We start from the raw sequence: 16,146 nt of genomic DNA, 5'->3' as shown, positions 1-16,146 counted from the left end.
GCCCCTCAGCCGACCGGCCGCCACCAGTCGGCGACGGCGCGCCGCCGCGCCTCCTCCAGACGGTCGCCCCGGAGCACCAGGCGAAGATGGATCTCCGGCCGGCCGCGCCGGCCCGACTCGACGACCAGATAGAGATGCGTCCAGGTGCCGATGCCGCGATGGACGGCGGCGAAGACCCACTCGTACCGGTCGGGCTCCCGCGCGGTGGCGCGGCTGCCGCCGGCGATCAGCTCGATGCTGTCGTCCGGGCCGCACAGGGGAATGGTCGCGGGAGCGACCGGCAAGCGTTCAGACATGAATAAACCCTCCTGGCCCATGTGCCGAGGAGGGCTGACGCAGCGGCTCGTTCCCGATTGATTGCCGGTCCAGGCCGCATCGTCCCCCGGAAGGGACCACCACCTTGCCCGGGTCGGCAGGTTGGTGTCGGGCGCCAGCCCAACTCTTGATGCTGGCTTTCCTGTATCCTGCCGATGGCGACATGCGCAACCGTTTTCCCTGCGGCATGAGTGTGCGACCGATTACCCCTTAATAAAGAACTATGGCGAAAACCTGAAAAATCCGATAACTTGGCCGTGTATCGCCGGCCTTGGAGCGACGCCGTGGTTTCCACCTCCCCCATCTCACCCGACCTGATGCGCACCGCGCCCAAGGTGCGGGACCTGACGCCGCAGACGCAGGCGTTCAACCAGGAGATCAACCGGCAGGTCAGCGACACCAACGGCGGCATGAAGGTCAACGCCAAGACGGAGCCGCTGACCGGCATCACCAGTTCGATCGTCGGCGAGGACCGCCGGGCGCTCCAGGAAACCAACGCCTCGACCAAGCCGGGCGCCCGTGTCCCGGCGCTTACCGGCGCCACCAGCGCCTTCGTGACCGAGATGAAATCGGCCGACCAGAGCAACGTCGAGAGCATGGCCGCGGCAGGTGCCCGCGCGCGCGCCCTCGGCCAGGGTCCCGGCGGCGGCCGAATCGACCTGAGCGCCTGAGTCGAACCGCCCGCCAAGCCCGCCGCCGATCCGTTCGACCCTCTTGCGCTGTACCCCGGTGCTCTTGCCGGGGGAGAATCCGTTTACCATGGTCAGTGCCCTGCAACATGGCAGCGCGGAGAGGAACCGACACGATGGCCCAGCATACGGACACGCCGACCGGGAGCACGCTGCCCCGACGCCTGAAGGCGATGGACCTGATTCCCGACCTGATCCCGCTGGCGGGCGCCCGGATCGTCGATGTGGGCTGCGGCGAGGGCGCGCTGGTTCGGGCGCTGGCACGCCGCGGCGCCCATGTCATCGGGATCGAGATCCTGGACGAAGCGCTCACCAAGGCCAGGGCGGCGGAACCCGTCGCGAACGAGCGTTACGTGAAGGGCGTGGGCGAGGACCTGCCGCTGCCCGACAACAGCGCCGACGCCGTCGTCTTCATGAACAGCCTGCACCATGTGCCGGCGGCCCATATGGGCAAGGCGCTGCGGGAGGCCGCGCGGGTCCTGAAGCCGGGCGGCTTGGCCCTGGTGAACGAGCCGGAACCGACCGGCGGATATTTCCAGCTCACCAAGCTCCTGGACGACGAGACGGAGGTCCGGGCGCTGGCCTATGCGGCGGTGAAATCCGTGGACGCGCTGGAACAGGTGGATGAACTGTTCTACCTGAATCCGGTGAAGCACGAGGATTACCAGAGCTTCGCCGACCGCATGGCCGGCATCGATCCGACCCGTTCCAGGCTGATCCGCACCCGCGACGCGGAACTGCGCGAGCTGTTCGAAACCTTGGGGGAGCGGCGGGAGGGTGCCTGGTGGTTCGACCAGCCGGCCCGGATCAACCTGCTGCGAAAGCCGACATAGTGACTGAACCGCGTACCGAGACAGAGCTGCCTTTCGTCGATTACCAGTACCCCGCCAAGGACCCCGCCGGACGCCGGATCGCCATCATCGGCGAAGCGCCCGGCGCCGAGGAGGCCCGCACCGGCAAGCCCTTCGTCGGCGCCAGCGGCCGGCTGCTCGACGAGAACCTGAAGTCCGTCGGGCTGGAGCGCGCCACCTGCCTGATCGGCAATACCTTCCGCTACCAGCCGCCGGGCAACAAGGTGGCCCATTTCTTCTCGTCCCGCACCAAGGCGCGCAAGATGGGCGTCGAGGTCGCGGAGGACCTGGGCCCCCTGGGCGCCTCCGACTACTGCCTCGCCCGGTACGCCGGGGAGGTGGAGCATCTGCGCCGGACCCTCGCCGAGGTGAAGCCCGGCGTGATCATCGCGCTCGGCCGCACGCCCCTGTGGGCCCTGACGGGCCAGAGCGGCATCACGGCGCTGCGCGGCCAGGAACTCCCCTGCCGCCTGTTCGCCGACGCGGTCGTGATCCCGACCTTCCACCCCAGCTACATCCTGCGCGGCAACCGCGTCGAGGAACCCCTCTTCCACGCCGACGTGAAGCTGGCCGCGGAGCGGGCGGGGTGAGAGTGCCGAGGTGTCGCGGCGAAGCCTGCCGCGACACCAATTGACTTTGGAATTACCCAAAAAGTGTTATATGAATGATTATTACTCTTGCCGGTGGTGGAGTTGCAAAAGTCTACGATTAAGCCATAAATCGATTTGTAGCGAAACGATGGCCAAACGCACAATAAATCCTAAACGGTCGATTCGCCCCGTCCCTCGAACGGCCGAAGAAAAAGGTTGGCTGGATAGCATTTCGACCAGGGTCGGATACGGTGGAAATCCAATGCATAAGCGCAATCCAGGCGACTTCCGGCTCGTGCCGCCCAGTGATGGGCGTCAGCACAAGACACTGTGCGACAGGGCGAAGATCTTCTCCAGGGCGGAAGCCATCCGGCTGTTGAAACAAGGCGCCTCGTACGGGCTGGTCAGCGACGCCATGAAAGGCGAATGGCCGAAGAACATCTGGGCGGTCGCCCATAACGGTGAACCCGTCGAAGCGATCCTGGAGAACGAGACCCTGGGCATCTATCATGGCTATTCCATGGGCAAGAACGATCCCATGGCAGCCAGCGTCCGGGAAAGATGGAGCGCGGCGATATGCCGGTAGGTTTCGCTATCGATGCCCAGTGGCATGCGTGCGAGCACGGTCTGGCTGAAGATCGGGCCACGGCCGCCAAGCTTCGCCTCGCCTTCGATGAGATGGTGGCGACCCGGGTTGAAAGCGACTGGTCTCGCGAGGTCCAGGATCGCGTCCATGTGTCGGCATATCCCTTGGCGATGTGGCTGGCGGCGAACTGGTGGCGGCTTCGCTGGGAGCCCTATCCGGCGACCGGCGCCCCTTCCCCGTCCTGGCGCATGGCCCATGAAGTCGCGGCGGCAGGCCACGGCTTCCTGTGGCCGCGACTGGTTTTCGCCAGCGACGGACCGACCGTGGAAGCGGTGTGCCATGCATCGCGGCCGAATTCCGGGGAACCGGTCCGCTATCTGTCGGAATTCCGGTGTGCAGTGCCGGCGACGTCCTTCGAGGCGGCCGTCGATGATTTCGTAGCCGATGTGATCGCCCGCCTGGAGACATGCGGAGGCGTCGGCCAGGACCTGTCCAGGCTTTGGGAAGAGGTCAAGGCCGAGCGCGAGGATCCAACGGAGAGTGTCCGGCGCCGCCTGGAAGCGCGCCTTGGGTACGATCCGGACGAAGCGCCGGAGGAAATACTTGCCCGCTTGCTGAAGCTTTCCAATGAAACCGGTGAGGCTGCATTGGACGAGATCGTGCCCGCCTTGTCCGGGACCGCGACCGGGATCGAGGATGCCATCAGCAAGACGGTAGGAGCAGCCCACGGCCGGGGAATCCGAGTCGCCGTGGATCTTCCTTCGGCTTTGCGCAGGCATCGTTTTCCGGATGGAACGCCGCCGTGGGACCTGGGCAGAAGCCTTGCCGGCGCGGCCCGGGACACTTGGCGGCTATCGGGCTCCGGCATATCCGACGAGGACTTGGCTAAGCTCCTGGATGTTCCGAAGAGGGCACTTCTGCCGGACACGGCCCATGGCCCCGGTATCCCATTCGGCTTGGCTGTGCGAGAAGACGACGGCGCTCACCTCAAGATGGTGTTCAGGGCGAAGAACGCTCCGGGCATCAGGTTCGAGGCTGCCCGCTTTCTGGCCGACCACATGACCGCCCCGGATTCGGACGCCTGGCTTCCGGCGACAAGCACGAAGACGGCGCGCCAGAAGATGCAGCGCGCCTTCGCCGCTGAACTCCTGTGCCCGATCGATGCGCTGAAGTCATTCATGAACGGCGACTTCTCCGACGAACGCATGGAGGAGGCCGCCGAGTATTTCGGCGTCTCGGTCCTGACCGCGAAAAGCCACCTGGCGAACCACGACATCATCCCGCCGGAAATGGTCAGGGTCTGATGCCCCTTCCCGCTCACGCCGGAATCAATTCGAACCGGTCCACGTCCACCAGCCCCCTGTCGGTGATCTTCAGGTGCGGGATCACCGGCAGGGGCAGGAAAGCCAGTTGCAGGAAGGGTTCGGCCAGCGGGCAGCCCATGCCGCGGACGGCGGCGCGCAGCGCGGTCAGAAGGTGCTCGACCTCCTCGAAGGTCCGGTCGCTGATCAGTCCGGCCAGGGGCAGCGCCAGTTCTCCGGCCACCTGCCCGTCCAGCACGGCGACGAAGCCGCCCTGGAGTTCGATCAGCCGGTTGACCGCCACGGCCATGTCGGCATCGTCGGCGCCCACGACGATCACGTTGTGGCTGTCATGGCCTACGCTCGAAGCCAGCGCGCCGCGCTTCAGCCCGAATCCCTTGACGAAGCCCCGGCCGACATTGCGGTTGGTGCCGTGACGGCTCAGCACGCAGACCTTCAGGATGTCGGCCTCCGGGTCCGGGTGCCGCTCGCCGTTGCGGTAGGGCAGGCTCGCGGTCAGGTGCTCCGTCAGGATCTTGCCCGGGATCAGTCCGATCACCGGTCCCGACGGGCCGCCCGAGGGGGTCCTGAAGACCTCGGGCGTCACCGGATCCAGCCGGATCGAGCCCAGCCCGACCGGCGGCACGATGGTTCGGCCCATGAAGGTCTCCGGTCCCACGACCCGGCCGCTGCGGATCACCTGGCCGACCCGGCAGTCCTCCAGGTCGTCCAGCAGCACGATGTCGGCCCGGAACCCCGGCGCAATGAGTCCCCGGTCGGTCAGCCCGAAGCCGCGTGCCGCCGACCAGGTCGCCGCGCGGTAGACCGACTCGATCGGGGCGCCCAGCGCGATCGAGCGCCGGATCAGATGGTCGATGTGGCCTTCCTCGGCGATGTCGAGCGGGTTGCGGTCGTCGGTGCAGAAGCCCAGGAACGGCGAGGTCATGGCGTCGATGATCGGGGCCAGCGTGTTGACGTCCTTCGACACGCTGCCGTCGCGGATCAGCACCTGCATGCCTTTCCGCAGCTTCTCCCGCGCCTCCTCGACCCCGGTCGTCTCGTGGCAGTTCCTGATGCCGCAGGACAGGTAGGCGTTGAGGTCGCGGCCCGTCACCAGCGGGCTGTGACCGTCGATATGGCCGCCCTGGAACGCCGCCAGCTTGTCCAGCACCTTGGGGTCCTTGTGCAGCACGCCGGGGAAGTTCATGAACTCCGCCAGGCCGATCACCTGGGGGTGGCCGCGGTGGCGGACCAGGTCCTCCGCCTCCAGCCGGGCGCCCGAGGTCTCCAGCTCGGTCGCCGGGACGCAGGAGGACAGCTGGACCCGCAGGTCCATCGCCAGCCCGACCGAGCTGTCGAGGAAGTATCCCAGCCCCTCCTCGCCCAGCACGTTGCAGATCTCGTGCGGGTCGCAAACGGCGGTCGTCGTCCCGCGCGGCAGCACGCAACGGTCGAACTCGGCCGGCGTGACCAGGGTGCTCTCGCAATGGACATGGGTGTCGATGAAGCCCGGGACGGCGATGCGGGCCCGCCCGTCGATCACCACCTCCCCGTCATAGCTCTCGTAGGTGCCGACGATCACATCGCCGCAGACGGCGATGTCGCCCGAGGCGATCTCGCCGGTCACCACGTTGAGGAAGCGGGTGTCCTTGATCACCAGGTCGGCCTTCGTCCGGCCCATGGCCTGGTCGATGCGCTTTCCCAGATCGTCCCGCGTCACCCCCATAGGCCGGCCTCCGGCGGAAAGACGGTCTCGCCCTCGTAGCGGAGGCCGGGCTCCCGGTCCCGCGCCAGCCACAGCGGCCCGTCGAGATCGACCAGCTTGGCGCCCTGGGCGATCACCACCCCCGGCGCCATGGCGAGCGAGGTCGCCAGCATGCAGCCGACCATGATGTCGAACCCCGCCTCCTCGGCCGCGCGTTTCAGCCGAAGCGCCTCGGTCAGGCCGCCGGTCTTGTCCAGCTTGATATTGACCACCCCGTACTTGCCGCGCAGTTCGTCCAGGGTCGAGCGGTCGTGGCAGGATTCGTCGGCGCCCAGCGGCACCGGGCAGTCGAAGCCCAGCAGGGCGTCGTCCTGTCCCGCCGGCAGCGGCTGTTCGATCAGTTCGACCCGGAGCCGGGCGAAGGCGTCGCCGAAGCGCTTCAGGTGCTCCAGCGTCCAGCCCTCGTTGGCATCGACGATCAGGCGGGCGTCGGGCGCGTTCTCCCGCACCGCCGTCACCCGCTCCAGGTCGCCGTCCCCCGTCAGCTTCAGCTTGAGCAGGGGCCGGTGAGCCGAGGCGCGCGCCGCGGCGGCCATGTTCTCCACCGTGTCGAGGCTCAGGGTGTACGCCGTGACCACCGGGGCGAGAGGCGCGTCCAGGTCGGCCACCTGCCAGATCGGCTGCCCGGTCAGCTTGCAGGCGAGGTCCCACAGCGCGCAGTCCACCGCGTTGCGGGCGGCGCCCGGAGGCAAGGCCTCCAGCAGCTCCTCCTGCTCCATCCCGGCGGCGATCGCGTCGGCGACGCTCTCGATCTGGGCCGCGACCCCGTCGATGCTCTCGCCGTAACGGGCATAGGGCACGCACTCGCCCCGGCCGACGGTGCCGCCGTCGTCGATCTCGGCGACGACCACGTGGGCCTCGGTCTTGGCCCCGCGGGAGATCCGGAAGGTGCCGCGGATCGGGAAGGTCTCGCGGCGGACGGTCAGGGTGCGCTTCGCGCTCGACGCTGCCATCGCCTCAGCCCAGCAGGTCGACGATCGGGCCGACGCCCATGCGGACCGGATCGACCGCCGGCATGCCGAAGCGGTCGGACAGCTCCTTCAGGTACGTCTCGGCGGCGGACCGGTCCATGGCCGAGGTATTGACGCTGAACCCGATCACCTTCGCATCCGGGTTGGTTACCCGCGCCGCCGCCTCGTGCGCCACGATGCAATCCTGGATATCCGGAACCTTGCGGTTCGGCAGGCCCCGCATATGCGGCCGGGTCGGCTCGTGGCACATCACCATCACGTCGGGCTGGGAGCCGTGGACCAGCGCCAGCGTCACCCCGGCATAGCTGGGATGGAGCAGCGACGCCTGCCCCTCCACCACGTCCCAATGGTCGGGATCGTTGGCCGGGGTGAGGTATTCCACGGCACCCGAGACGAAGTCCGAGACCACCGCGTCGATCGAGACGCCGTCGCCCGCGATCAGGATGCCGGTCTGGCCGGTCGCGCGGAAATCGGCGTTCATGCCGCGCGCGCGCATCTCCTTCTCGAGGGCCAGCGCCGTGAACATCTTGCCGATCGAGCAGTCGGTGCCGACCGCCAGCAGCCGCTTGCCCGGGCGCCGATCGCCGGTTCCGATCTCGAACTCGCGGGTCGGGTGGCGCACGTCGTGGAGCGAGCGGCCCAGTTCCTTGGCCCTGGCCGCGACGGTGGGCAGGTCGGTGATCTTGTTGTGCAGCCCGCTGGCGATGTCCATGCCCAGGTCCAGGGCCTTCAGCATGGTTTCCTGCCAGCTCGCGGCGAAGCGCCCGCCGCGGTTGGCGACGCCGATGATCAGGGTCCTGGCCCCTTCCGCGGCCGCCTCCTCCAGGCTCTTGTCCGGAAGCCCCAAGTCGGCCTTGCAGCCGTCCAGGCGCAACTGCCCGACGCACCAGTCGCGGCGCCAGCGCGCCACGCCGTCGGCGGTCTTGGCGGCCAGTTGGTCCGGCGCATCGCCGAGGAACAGCAGGTAGGGATTGGCTATGGCCAAGGGTCTTCTCCATTACGCGTCTGCGATCGGTTACAGTCTATTCCATTCTCCGGTGCTGACCAGCGTCAACCGGTTCCATGAACCCGCCTCTCACCGGCCGGGATGCTCCACCCGGACCATCCGGTTGGCGTGGGGATGCTCGATCACCCGCACCGCGCCGTCGGGCCAGCGAATCTCCACCCGCTCCACGGAATGGACGGCCCCGAGCCCGAAATGGGCGACCGGCTCCATCTGGCAGAGATAGCCGCTGCCGGCGCAGATCGCCCGCCGCTGAGTCCGGCCGCGCGCCGTGCAGGTCACCAGGGCGCCGCGCGCCGGGGCGCCGGCGGCGGTCAGGGGCATGACCCTGAGCCAGCCGTTGTCGGTCGGATAGGGGCGGTAGAACGTCAGCGGCTGCGGCGCCGACTCGCCGTGGGAGACCAGGAGCTCCAGCCTTCCGTCGCCGTCGATGTCCGCGACCGCGGCGCCGGTGCCGAAGCCCGAAGGCTCCTCCGCGTCGCCGATCTCGGCTTCGGTCCAGCGCTCGTTGGTCCAGGCGAACAGACGGTTCGGCTCGCCGAAATTGTTGAACAGGATCTCCTCGAACCCGTCATTGTCGAAATCGGCCGCGATCACGGTGCGGACGCGCGACGGCTCAGCCATGGCGGCGGGGGCCGACTCGACGAAGCCGCCGCCGCCCCGCTGGAGGAACAGCCGGTGCGGCCCTTCCCGATCGCCGCAGACCAGGTCGAACAGCCCGTCGCCGTCGGCATCCAGCACCGCGACGCCGCGCCCGTTGCCGGTGGGATCGGCCACTCCCCAATCCTCCGCGATCTCCTCGAAGGTCCCGTCGCCCAGGTTGCGGAACAGGAAGTTCGGCCCGTGCTCGTTCGCGGCGAAGATGTCCATGTGCTCCGAAACCAGCGGCAGGCTGACCAGCCCCCGGCCCGCCGCCGCCAGGTCGATGCCGGCCTCCTCCGCCCTGTCGGACGCGCGCCCGCGCCGGTCCAGCTCGTATAGCCTGAACCGCCCGCCATGGCTGGCGACGACGAAGCCGTACCTGCCGGTGCCCGACCGGTCGATGCAGGCGACCGACCGTCCCGCCGTCTGGTTGATCGCGCCGAAATTCTCCGGCTGCCCGAACAGATCCAGCCAGCGCTTGCCGAAGCAGGCGAACAGCCTGTCGCCGAACTGCTTCGGGCCGGAGAAGCTCTCGGAGTTCAGCACGTACAGCTCCTCGCGCCCGTCGCCGTCGGCATCGGCGGCGCACAGGCCGATGGCCTTGCGGGTCGCGTCGGCCAGGACGGGGTCCGCGATATCGACCAGCCGGCGCCCGTCCCATTTCAGCACCAGGTTCGCGCAGCCATGGCCGGCGACGATGAACTCGAAGGCGCCGTCGCCGTCGATGTCGGTCACCGCCACGCCGTAGCCGAGCCTGGGTTCGTTCCGGTCGATCGACTCCGTCTCGTCAAGAAACATCGTCCACTCCCTGGTACCGTTGCTTGCCCCCATGCTGACACAATCCGGCGCGGACGGCACGCGGTGCGTATCCGGATAGGCACCGATCCCACCTGCCCGGCGGAGAATTTGGGAAGATCGCTCAAGCGGGCGGAGCTTGATGATGCTAGCGCTTACCGCTATCATAATCTGCATGAACAACGCGCACCGCAAAACACTGGCCAGCATCTTTGACCGACCGACCAGAGCGGATATCCGCTGGACGGCCATTGAGGCGCCTGTACTGGCTCTGGGCGGCAAAGTGGTTGAGCGGGCTGGCAGCCGGGTGTTGTTCGAAGTGAGCGGCATAACCGCGATCTTTCATCGACCGCACCCGCAACCTACCACGAAGAAGGGTGCGGTGGATGCGGTCAGGCAGTTCTTGAGCAACGCTGGAGTGGAGCCATGATGGAGTACAAGGGGTATGTATCGGGTCCCATCGACTTCGACCCGGAAGACGGCACGTTTTCCGGCACCGTCGCAGGCTTGGCCGATGTGATACATTTCGAGGGAAGCAATTCGGAGGAACTGGTTCAGAGCTTCCGCGGAAGCATCGATGACTATCTCGCCTATTGCGAAGAAGTTGGCAAAACTCCGGACAAGCCGTTCAGCGGTAAGATGCTGATCAGAGCGACCCCGGAAATACATCGTAAAGCGGCCATGCGGGCACAGGCCGAAGGTAAGAGCCTCAGCGCCTGGGTCGCTGATACAATCAAGGCTGCATGACTGCGGTGTCGGAAATGGTTCGAAGTTGCCGTCCAGTCGGGTAGAATCGTCCCCTCCCCGATGCCGTTGCTTGCCCCCATGCTGACACAATCCGGCGCGGACGGCACGCGGTGCGTATCCAGGTACGTTCCTACCTCCCTCCTCCTTCCGCAGGGCGGGAATTCGCCGCCGATTCCAGCCGTCCCCTATCCAATCATCGTGACGCCACGGTCGCGGCATTATATCTAGGCGCATCAGCAGGACCCTGGAACCCGAACCCGACAGAGGGGAAGCCCGCCATGAGTGTCCCCGACCGCCGCCGGCGCATCAGCGTGCCCGAACTGTCCGCCCGGAAGGGCGGCACGCCCATCGTGTCGCTGACGGCCTACACCACTCCCATGGCCCGGCAGCTCGACGCCCACGTGGACATGCTGCTGGTCGGCGACAGCCTGGGCATGGTCCTCTACGGGATGGACAGCACCTTGCCGGTGACGCTCGACATGATGATCGCCCACGGCGCCGCCGTGATGCGCGGCTCGGCCCTGTCCTGCGTCGTCGTGGACCTGCCGTTCGGCTCTTACCAGGAATCTCCCGAAGCCGCCTTCCGAGCCGCCGCGCGCGTCATGGCGGAGACCGGCTGCGCCGCGGTCAAGCTGGAGGGCGGCGTCGAGATGGCGCCCACGGTCGAGTTCCTGACGAAGCGCGGCATCCCGGTGCTGGGCCATGTCGGCCTGACGCCCCAGTCGGTCAACGTGCTGGGCGGCTACCGGGCGCGGGGCCGCACCGGGCAGGAGGGCAACGCGATCGCGGCGGACGCCTTCGCCATCGCCGAGGCCGGCGCCTTCGCCCTGGTGATCGAGGGGACGGTCGAGACCCTGGCCCGCCAGCTGACCGCCGACCTTCCCGTCCCGACCATCGGGATCGGCGCCTCGCCGGCCTGCGACGGGCAGATCCTGGTGACCGAGGATCTGGTCGGCCTGTTCAGCGACTTCACCCCGAAATTCGTCAGGCGCTATGCCGAGCTGGGCCCCCAGGTCTCGGCCGCCGCCCAGGCCTACGCCGACGATGTGCGCGCCCGCCGGTTCCCCGGTCCCGAACACGTCTTCGCCCCAAAACCCAGCGGGAGCACGCCCGATGCCTGAGAAACTGACCACCGTCCGGACCGTGGCCGGCCTGCGCGCCCAGGTCGCGCGGTGGCGCGCCGCCGGGGAGAAGGTCGGCCTCGTCCCGACCATGGGCGCCCTGCACGAGGGGCATCTCAGCCTTGTCCAGGCCGCCCGCCGCAGGGGAGCGGACCATGTGGTGGTCAGCGTCTTCGTCAACCCGACCCAGTTCGGGCCCAACGAGGATTTCTCGAAGTACCCGCGGCAGGAGGACTCCGACGCCGCCAAGCTGGAGACCGTCGGTGCCGACCTGCTCTACGCGCCCGACGTGGGCGAGATGTACCCCGACGGCTTCGCCACCACGGTCCATGTCGCAGGGCTGACCGACGGGCTGTGCGGCCCCTTGCGTCCCGGCCATTTCGACGGGGTGGCGACCGTGGTGTCCAAGCTTCTGCTGCAATGCCTGCCCGACATCGCCGTGTTCGGCGAGAAGGACTACCAGCAGCTGCAGGTGATCCGCCGCATGGTGCGCGACCTCGACGTCCCCGTCCTGATCGAGGGGGCGGCCACCGTCCGGGACGAGAGCGGCCTGGCGCTGTCGTCGCGCAACGCCTACCTGTCCGCCGACCAGCTCGCCATCGCGCGCCAGCTCAACGGCGTGCTGTTCGCCATGGCGGAACGCATCGCGGCCGATCCGGCACGGTGCCGGAGCGAAATGGAATGGGGATTGGAACGGCTGAGGGAGGCCGGGTTCGATCGGATCGACTACCTGGCCGTTTGCGACGCCGCGTCCCTGGAGCCGCTGGAGGTGGCCGACCGGCCGGCGAGGATCCTTGCCGCCGCCTTCATCGGACGCACTCGGCTGATCGACAACATCCCGGTATGACCGTCCGGGGCGGCCCGCCGCTCGACGGGATCGAGCCGTTCGGCAGGCTGGCGGCATCCTGACCACAGCCGGCCGGCATTACCCGGCCAGCATGGCTTCAGGCCTGCTTCGCAGCCGCCGCGGCGGCACCGCCGCGCGCCCGGGCCTTGTCCCCCGTCGGCGGCGGCAGCTCGATATTGACCTCGAGCGTGGAGTAATCGCCTCCACGCTCGAAGCTGACCTCGACCTTCTTCTCGTCGATCTGCACGTACTTGGCGATCACCGCCAGCAGCTCCCGCTGGAGGATCGGCAGATAGTCCGGGCTGGACCCGGCGGCGCGCTCGTGCGCGAGGACGATCTGGAGGCGTTCCTTGGCCTCGTCGGCGACCGACTTGCGCGGAGGTTGCCGGAAGAAGTTGAAGATGCTCATGCGGTCCTCCGAAGGAGGCGATCCAGGAAGCCCTTCTTCTCCGGCTTCATGAAGCGGTGCTCGACCGTCTCGCCCAGGAAGCGGGCGACCGCGTCGGTGTAGGCGTGGTTGGCGTTGCTCTTCTCGTCCAGCGTCACCGGCATGCCGATGTTGGAGGCGCGCAGCACGGCCGGGCTCTCCGGCACGACGCCCAGCAGCGGGATCGCCAGGATCTCCAGCACGTCGTCGACCTTCAGCATGTCGCCGCGCTCGACGCGCTCCGGATCGTAGCGGGTCAGCAGCAGGTGCTCCTGCACCGGCTCCAGGTTCAGTTCCGCCCGGCGGGACTTCGAGGCCAGCACGCCCAGGATGCGGTCGCTGTCGCGCACCGACGAGACTTCCGGGTTGGTCACGATGATCGCGTGGTCGGCGAAGTACAGCGCCATCAGGGCGCCCTTCTCGATGCCGGCCGGGCTGTCGCACAGGATGTAGTCGAAGTCCTTCTTCAGCTCGTCGAGGATCTTCTCCACGCCTTCCTTGGTCAGCGCGTCCTTGTCGCGGGTCTGGCTGGTCGGCAGGATGAACAGGTTCTCGACCCGCTTGTCCTTGATCAGGGCCTGGTTGAGCTTGGCCTCGCCGTTGATGACGTTGACGAAATCGAACACCACCCGGCGCTCGCAGCCCATGATCAGGTCCAGGTTCCGCAGACCGACGTCGAAGTCGATGACAACGGTCTTGAACCCGCGCAGGGCCAGTCCAGTGGCGAAGGCAGCGCTCGACGTGGTCTTGCCCACGCCGCCCTTGCCCGATGTCATAACGATTACCTTGGCCAAGGAAGCCTCTCCACTCTTCGATGTTGATTGCGAACTTGTTTCTTTGCCGCGGCTCATGACAACGGATCCATGCGCAGATATCCGTCGTCCAGATATATGTGAACCTGCTTCTTGAACACCGAGGCGTCCAGATCCTCGCTGACCCGATAGAGCCCGGCGATCGATACCAGTTCCGCCTCCAGGCTGTGGCAGAAGATGCGGGCGGCGGTATCGCCGGAGATGCCCGCCAGCGCGCGTCCGCGCAGCGAGCTGTAGACATGGATGTTGCCGTCGGCCAGCAGCTCGGCCCCGGCGCTGACCGGTCCCAGCACGATCAGGTCGCCGCGCGCGGCGTAGATCTGCCGGCCCGAGCGCACCGGCTCGGTGATGATCAGGGTGGTCTTCTGGAACTCCGGCGCCGCCTCGGCCATCGGCGCGGGGGTGCGCGGCGGAAGCGGGTCGGTCGGCGCCCGCCCGGGTGCCGGCCGCTGGAAGTCGCGCTCCGGCTCGCGGCTCGGGCGGCCGGTCGGCATGACCGTCAGCCCGGCCTCGAACGCGGCGGCCTGCTGGGCCGGCGTGCCGCCCTGGATGCCGACCGGGATCAGGCTGTTCTGGCGCAGGGTGACGACGAAATCGATGAAGTCGGCGGGGCCGGCGCCTTCCTCCAGGTCTTCGAGGTCGAGCACCACCGGGGCGTTCCGGAAAAAATTCGGCGCCTGGCGGATCTTGCTCAGCAGCTGGGGGAAAAACGACGGGTCATCGGGGGCCACCAGCTTCAGCACCATGACGGTGAAGCTGTTGCCCCTGAGTTGGAACGGCGCGTCACGTTCCGAAATCTGACTGGTGCTTCTCACAAACCCCTACCACTTATCATGATGACCGCCGCCCGGCAGGCGTCCGGCACCGCCGTCCCCTGCCCTGGCCCCGCGGGATGAAATCGGCCGCCCCTACGAAAATCGAGAAAATGGCTACTCCTTCTAGCGAGCCATGGCCCCGAAGTGCAAGCGTCTAGTTAACCATAACCCGCGGATATTTCCGCGACCAGCCCCGCGGCCGGGCTCGACTGCGGACCATAGCCCAATTCTTGGGGTCTGTGCCTCAAAAACTACAAGTTATGGTGCCGATATCTTCACTTTTCGGCGAATCTCCGACATGGTCCGGACAGGCCATCATTCGCCGTCGGAAGGCCGTTCCGAGGCTCCCCCCGCCAGGGACGCCCTGCGTCGTTCATATTCCGCCTCGGACATCAACCCGCGGTCGAACATCACCTTGAGAGCCCGAAGGGACCGCGCCGCCGAGTCGTCGCCCTCGTCGCCGCTTTCGCTGTCCGCGGCGCCGCTCGCCACACCGGCACGGCCGCGGACGGGACGGGCGGCGGACCGTGCCGTCCCGGCCACCGGCTTCTTCTCGTTCCAGATCGACGTGAACCTGCTCGCCATGCCTACCCCCGTCACCTCCGAGTGCGAGTTCGTGGCGCCAGCATAGGCAAATCGGCGCGCGGACGCCATGCCGGTGTCGCCAGGGCGGGCAAGGGGTGGGTAACCCGCAACATGTAGATGAATTTTTTATTGGCCCCACGAAATAACGGCGACAAAGCACGAATTTGACGGTTATCCTCGGTGACACCAAGGCTGACACAGACGACAGGAGCCTCTTCCCTTGTCCGACCCGTCGAGAAGCATCGCGGATCCAACATGCGGGGCGCCAGCCCTTCGCCGCCGCCGGACAGCCATCCGCCGCGACGCGTCAGCCGAGTGCACGATCGAACCTCCCGTCCGGGAGGTTTTTTTGTGCCCGCCTTCAAGTCCCCAAAGCCGGTTTCAACGGTCCAGGAGAACGACATGGCCCAACGCCGCTTCGGCAGCAGGAGGTGATCGATGAGAGCCCCGTTTGACACATGCAGCGCCTGGGATCCCCTCAACCAGGATGCCAGCGAAGGGAAAGGACGACGCACCATGGCGAAACGCACCGCATCCTCGGCCCGGGTCGTGGCTCTCACCGAAGCCGACGAGGACGGCTTCCGCGAACAGAGCTACCTGAAGACGGTGAAGCCCCGCACGTCCAACCAGGAAGCGCTGATGGCGGCGATCGACACCCATGCGCTGACGCTGGCGGTCGGGCCCGCGGGGACCGGCAAGACCTATCTGGCCGTCACCAAGGCGGTCGAGGCGATGAGCGCCGGCAGGGTGACGCGCATCGTGATCACCCGGCCGGTCGTCGAGGCGGGCGAGAGCCTGGGCTTCCTGCCCGGCGACATCAACGAGAAGATGGACCCGTGGATGCGCCCGATCTACGACGCGCTGTCCGACCGGCTGGGCGCCCGACAGGTGCGCCAGATGACCAAGGACGGCACGGTCGAGATAGCGCCCCTGGCGTACATGCGCGGACGGACGATCTCGCGCAGCTTCGTCATCGTGGACGAGGCGCAGAACATGACGTTCCAGCAGATCAAGATGCTGCTGACCCGGCTGGGCTGGCACTCCACGATGGTGATCACCGGCGATCCCGACCAGACCGACCTGCTGCCCGGCATGTCCGGCCTGGAGGAGGCCGTGCGCCGGCTCGACCCGCTGGACGACGTCGCCATCGTCCGCCTGACCACCCAGGACATCGTCCGCCACCCGCTGGTGGCCGCGATGATGCCGCTGCTGTCCTGAAGCTCCGGCGGTGCGGTTCGCCGCAGGCCGGCCTTTGACCCAGGTCGGCTTGCGGCGAACCGGCCC

19 protein-coding genes and 1 riboswitch are annotated in these 16,146 nt (G+C 67.5%); of the genes, 10 read left to right on the top strand and 9 right to left on the bottom strand.

The features are described 5' to 3' along the window. Nucleotides 1–5: 5 nt before the first annotated feature. Entirely contained in the window at nucleotides 6–296 is a 291-nt protein-coding gene (locus IGS68_RS03680; RefSeq protein WP_201077405.1) for a hypothetical protein, read from the bottom strand. Between the two features lie 47 nt (nucleotides 297–343). Next, a riboswitch (SAM-I-IV-variant riboswitch) is annotated at nucleotides 344–454 on the bottom strand. A 145-nt stretch (nucleotides 455–599) separates the two neighbouring features. Between IGS68_RS03680 and IGS68_RS03675 the strand changes: the two genes are divergently transcribed. From IGS68_RS03675 to IGS68_RS03655, 5 genes are all read left to right on the top strand, one after another. Next, nucleotides 600–986 carry a hypothetical protein gene (locus tag IGS68_RS03675; RefSeq protein ID WP_201077404.1) on the top strand — a complete coding sequence of 129 codons (387 nt, stop codon included), beginning with the start codon at nucleotides 600–602 and terminating at the stop codon, nucleotides 984–986. Between the two features lie 134 nt (nucleotides 987–1,120). After that, a complete protein-coding gene (locus tag IGS68_RS03670; RefSeq protein ID WP_305800082.1) occupies nucleotides 1,121–1,837 on the top strand; it encodes a class I SAM-dependent methyltransferase in 717 nt (238 codons plus the stop codon). Then, on the top strand, nucleotides 1,837–2,445 hold the full coding sequence (locus tag IGS68_RS03665) for a uracil-DNA glycosylase (protein ID WP_201077400.1): 609 nt from the start codon (nucleotides 1,837–1,839) through the stop codon (nucleotides 2,443–2,445). Before IGS68_RS03670 ends, IGS68_RS03665 begins: the two co-directional genes overlap by 1 nt. A 262-nt stretch (nucleotides 2,446–2,707) precedes the next feature. Continuing rightward, nucleotides 2,708–3,031 (top strand): hypothetical protein, encoded by a 324-nt coding sequence (locus IGS68_RS03660; RefSeq protein WP_201077398.1) that lies wholly within the window; start codon nucleotides 2,708–2,710, stop codon nucleotides 3,029–3,031. Further along, a complete protein-coding gene (locus tag IGS68_RS03655; RefSeq protein ID WP_201077397.1) occupies nucleotides 3,007–4,335 on the top strand; it encodes an ImmA/IrrE family metallo-endopeptidase in 1,329 nt (442 codons plus the stop codon). Before IGS68_RS03660 ends, IGS68_RS03655 begins: the two co-directional genes overlap by 25 nt. A gap of 13 nt (nucleotides 4,336–4,348) precedes the next feature. On the opposite strand, the gene ade is transcribed toward IGS68_RS03655, so the two are convergent. From ade to IGS68_RS03635, 4 genes are all read right to left on the bottom strand, one after another. Next, the gene (gene ade, locus IGS68_RS03650) at nucleotides 4,349–6,058 is read right to left on the bottom strand and encodes an adenine deaminase (protein ID WP_201077396.1); all 1,710 of its coding nucleotides are present in this window, start codon (nucleotides 6,056–6,058) and stop codon (nucleotides 4,349–4,351) included. Beyond that, the gene (gene dgcA, locus IGS68_RS03645; protein WP_201077395.1) at nucleotides 6,049–7,050 is read right to left on the bottom strand and encodes an N-acetyl-D-Glu racemase DgcA; all 1,002 of its coding nucleotides are present in this window, start codon (nucleotides 7,048–7,050) and stop codon (nucleotides 6,049–6,051) included. The genes ade and dgcA overlap by 10 nt, the downstream gene beginning before the upstream one ends. A 4-nt stretch (nucleotides 7,051–7,054) precedes the next feature. Then, a complete protein-coding gene (dgcN, locus tag IGS68_RS03640) occupies nucleotides 7,055–8,053 on the bottom strand; it encodes an N-acetyltransferase DgcN (protein ID WP_201077394.1) in 999 nt (332 codons plus the stop codon). Nucleotides 8,054–8,143: 90 nt separating this feature from the next. Beyond that, nucleotides 8,144–9,511 carry a CRTAC1 family protein gene (locus IGS68_RS03635; protein WP_201077392.1) on the bottom strand — a complete coding sequence of 456 codons (1,368 nt, stop codon included), beginning with the start codon at nucleotides 9,509–9,511 and terminating at the stop codon, nucleotides 8,144–8,146. Between the two features lie 172 nt (nucleotides 9,512–9,683). On the opposite strand from IGS68_RS03635, the gene IGS68_RS03630 reads away from it, so the two are divergent. The 4 genes from IGS68_RS03630 (at nucleotide 9,684) to panC (ending at nucleotide 12,223) form a co-directional block, all read left to right on the top strand. Further along, a complete protein-coding gene (locus tag IGS68_RS03630) occupies nucleotides 9,684–9,938 on the top strand; it encodes a type II toxin-antitoxin system HicA family toxin (protein WP_201077391.1) in 255 nt (84 codons plus the stop codon). Beyond that, the gene (locus tag IGS68_RS03625; RefSeq protein ID WP_247881161.1) at nucleotides 9,935–10,255 is read left to right on the top strand and encodes a type II toxin-antitoxin system HicB family antitoxin; all 321 of its coding nucleotides are present in this window, start codon (nucleotides 9,935–9,937) and stop codon (nucleotides 10,253–10,255) included. Before IGS68_RS03630 ends, IGS68_RS03625 begins: the two co-directional genes overlap by 4 nt. A 278-nt stretch (nucleotides 10,256–10,533) precedes the next feature. Next, on the top strand, nucleotides 10,534–11,376 hold the full coding sequence (gene panB / locus IGS68_RS03620; protein WP_201077390.1) for a 3-methyl-2-oxobutanoate hydroxymethyltransferase: 843 nt from the start codon (nucleotides 10,534–10,536) through the stop codon (nucleotides 11,374–11,376). After that, nucleotides 11,369–12,223 (top strand): pantoate--beta-alanine ligase, encoded by an 855-nt coding sequence (gene panC, locus IGS68_RS03615; RefSeq protein ID WP_201077389.1) that lies wholly within the window; start codon nucleotides 11,369–11,371, stop codon nucleotides 12,221–12,223. Before panB ends, panC begins: the two co-directional genes overlap by 8 nt. A gap of 97 nt (nucleotides 12,224–12,320) precedes the next feature. Here panC and minE read toward each other — a convergent pair whose 3' ends face one another. The 4 genes from minE to IGS68_RS03595 form a co-directional block, all read right to left on the bottom strand. Further along, a complete protein-coding gene (minE, locus tag IGS68_RS03610) occupies nucleotides 12,321–12,632 on the bottom strand; it encodes a cell division topological specificity factor MinE (protein WP_201077388.1) in 312 nt (103 codons plus the stop codon). Further along, nucleotides 12,629–13,426: a septum site-determining protein MinD gene (minD, locus tag IGS68_RS03605; protein WP_456115339.1), complete on the bottom strand. Its 798-nt coding sequence runs from the start codon at nucleotides 13,424–13,426 to the stop codon at nucleotides 12,629–12,631. Before minD ends, minE begins: the two co-directional genes overlap by 4 nt. A 71-nt stretch (nucleotides 13,427–13,497) precedes the next feature. Continuing rightward, the gene (minC, locus tag IGS68_RS03600; RefSeq protein ID WP_201077385.1) at nucleotides 13,498–14,277 is read right to left on the bottom strand and encodes a septum site-determining protein MinC; all 780 of its coding nucleotides are present in this window, start codon (nucleotides 14,275–14,277) and stop codon (nucleotides 13,498–13,500) included. 315 nt (nucleotides 14,278–14,592) lie between these two features. Then, a complete protein-coding gene (locus IGS68_RS03595) occupies nucleotides 14,593–14,862 on the bottom strand; it encodes an SHOCT domain-containing protein (protein WP_201077384.1) in 270 nt (89 codons plus the stop codon). A gap of 516 nt (nucleotides 14,863–15,378) precedes the next feature. Between IGS68_RS03595 and IGS68_RS03590 the strand changes: the two genes are divergently transcribed. Beyond that, nucleotides 15,379–16,080 (top strand): PhoH family protein, encoded by a 702-nt coding sequence (locus IGS68_RS03590; protein WP_201077383.1) that lies wholly within the window; start codon nucleotides 15,379–15,381, stop codon nucleotides 16,078–16,080. The last annotated feature ends 66 nt before the right edge of the window (nucleotides 16,081–16,146 follow it).

Origin of the sequence: Skermanella sp. TT6 (assembly GCF_016653635.2) — a bacterium.
In the GTDB taxonomy this organism is placed as follows: Bacteria; Pseudomonadota; Alphaproteobacteria; order Azospirillales; family Azospirillaceae; genus Skermanella; species Skermanella cutis.
This window is presented reverse-complemented; position numbering and strand designations above follow the sequence as displayed.

What these genes read in the sequence shown, in the direction of transcription:
- IGS68_RS03635 (WP_201077392.1), bottom strand. Translation starts at nt 9,511, where the DNA reads ATGTTTCTTGACGAGACGGAGTCGATCGACCGGAACGAACCCAGGCTC.
- panC (WP_201077389.1), top strand. Translation starts at nt 11,369, where the DNA reads ATGCCTGAGAAACTGACCACCGTCCGGACCGTGGCCGGCCTGCGCGCC.
- IGS68_RS03655 (WP_201077397.1), top strand. Translation starts at nt 3,007, where the DNA reads ATGGAGCGCGGCGATATGCCGGTAGGTTTCGCTATCGATGCCCAGTGG.
- minD (WP_456115339.1), bottom strand. Translation starts at nt 13,426, where the DNA reads ATGACATCGGGCAAGGGCGGCGTGGGCAAGACCACGTCGAGCGCTGCC.
- IGS68_RS03595 (WP_201077384.1), bottom strand. Translation starts at nt 14,862, where the DNA reads ATGGCGAGCAGGTTCACGTCGATCTGGAACGAGAAGAAGCCGGTGGCC.
- minE (WP_201077388.1), bottom strand. Translation starts at nt 12,632, where the DNA reads ATGAGCATCTTCAACTTCTTCCGGCAACCTCCGCGCAAGTCGGTCGCC.
- panB (WP_201077390.1), top strand. Translation starts at nt 10,534, where the DNA reads ATGAGTGTCCCCGACCGCCGCCGGCGCATCAGCGTGCCCGAACTGTCC.
- IGS68_RS03590 (WP_201077383.1), top strand. Translation starts at nt 15,379, where the DNA reads ATGGCGAAACGCACCGCATCCTCGGCCCGGGTCGTGGCTCTCACCGAA.
- dgcA (WP_201077395.1), bottom strand. Translation starts at nt 7,050, where the DNA reads ATGGCAGCGTCGAGCGCGAAGCGCACCCTGACCGTCCGCCGCGAGACC.
- IGS68_RS03660 (WP_201077398.1), top strand. Translation starts at nt 2,708, where the DNA reads ATGCATAAGCGCAATCCAGGCGACTTCCGGCTCGTGCCGCCCAGTGAT.
- IGS68_RS03630 (WP_201077391.1), top strand. Translation starts at nt 9,684, where the DNA reads ATGAACAACGCGCACCGCAAAACACTGGCCAGCATCTTTGACCGACCG.
- ade (WP_201077396.1), bottom strand. Translation starts at nt 6,058, where the DNA reads ATGGGGGTGACGCGGGACGATCTGGGAAAGCGCATCGACCAGGCCATG.
- IGS68_RS03625 (WP_247881161.1), top strand. Translation starts at nt 9,935, where the DNA reads ATGATGGAGTACAAGGGGTATGTATCGGGTCCCATCGACTTCGACCCG.
- IGS68_RS03670 (WP_305800082.1), top strand. Translation starts at nt 1,121, where the DNA reads ATGGCCCAGCATACGGACACGCCGACCGGGAGCACGCTGCCCCGACGC.
- IGS68_RS03680 (WP_201077405.1), bottom strand. Translation starts at nt 296, where the DNA reads ATGTCTGAACGCTTGCCGGTCGCTCCCGCGACCATTCCCCTGTGCGGC.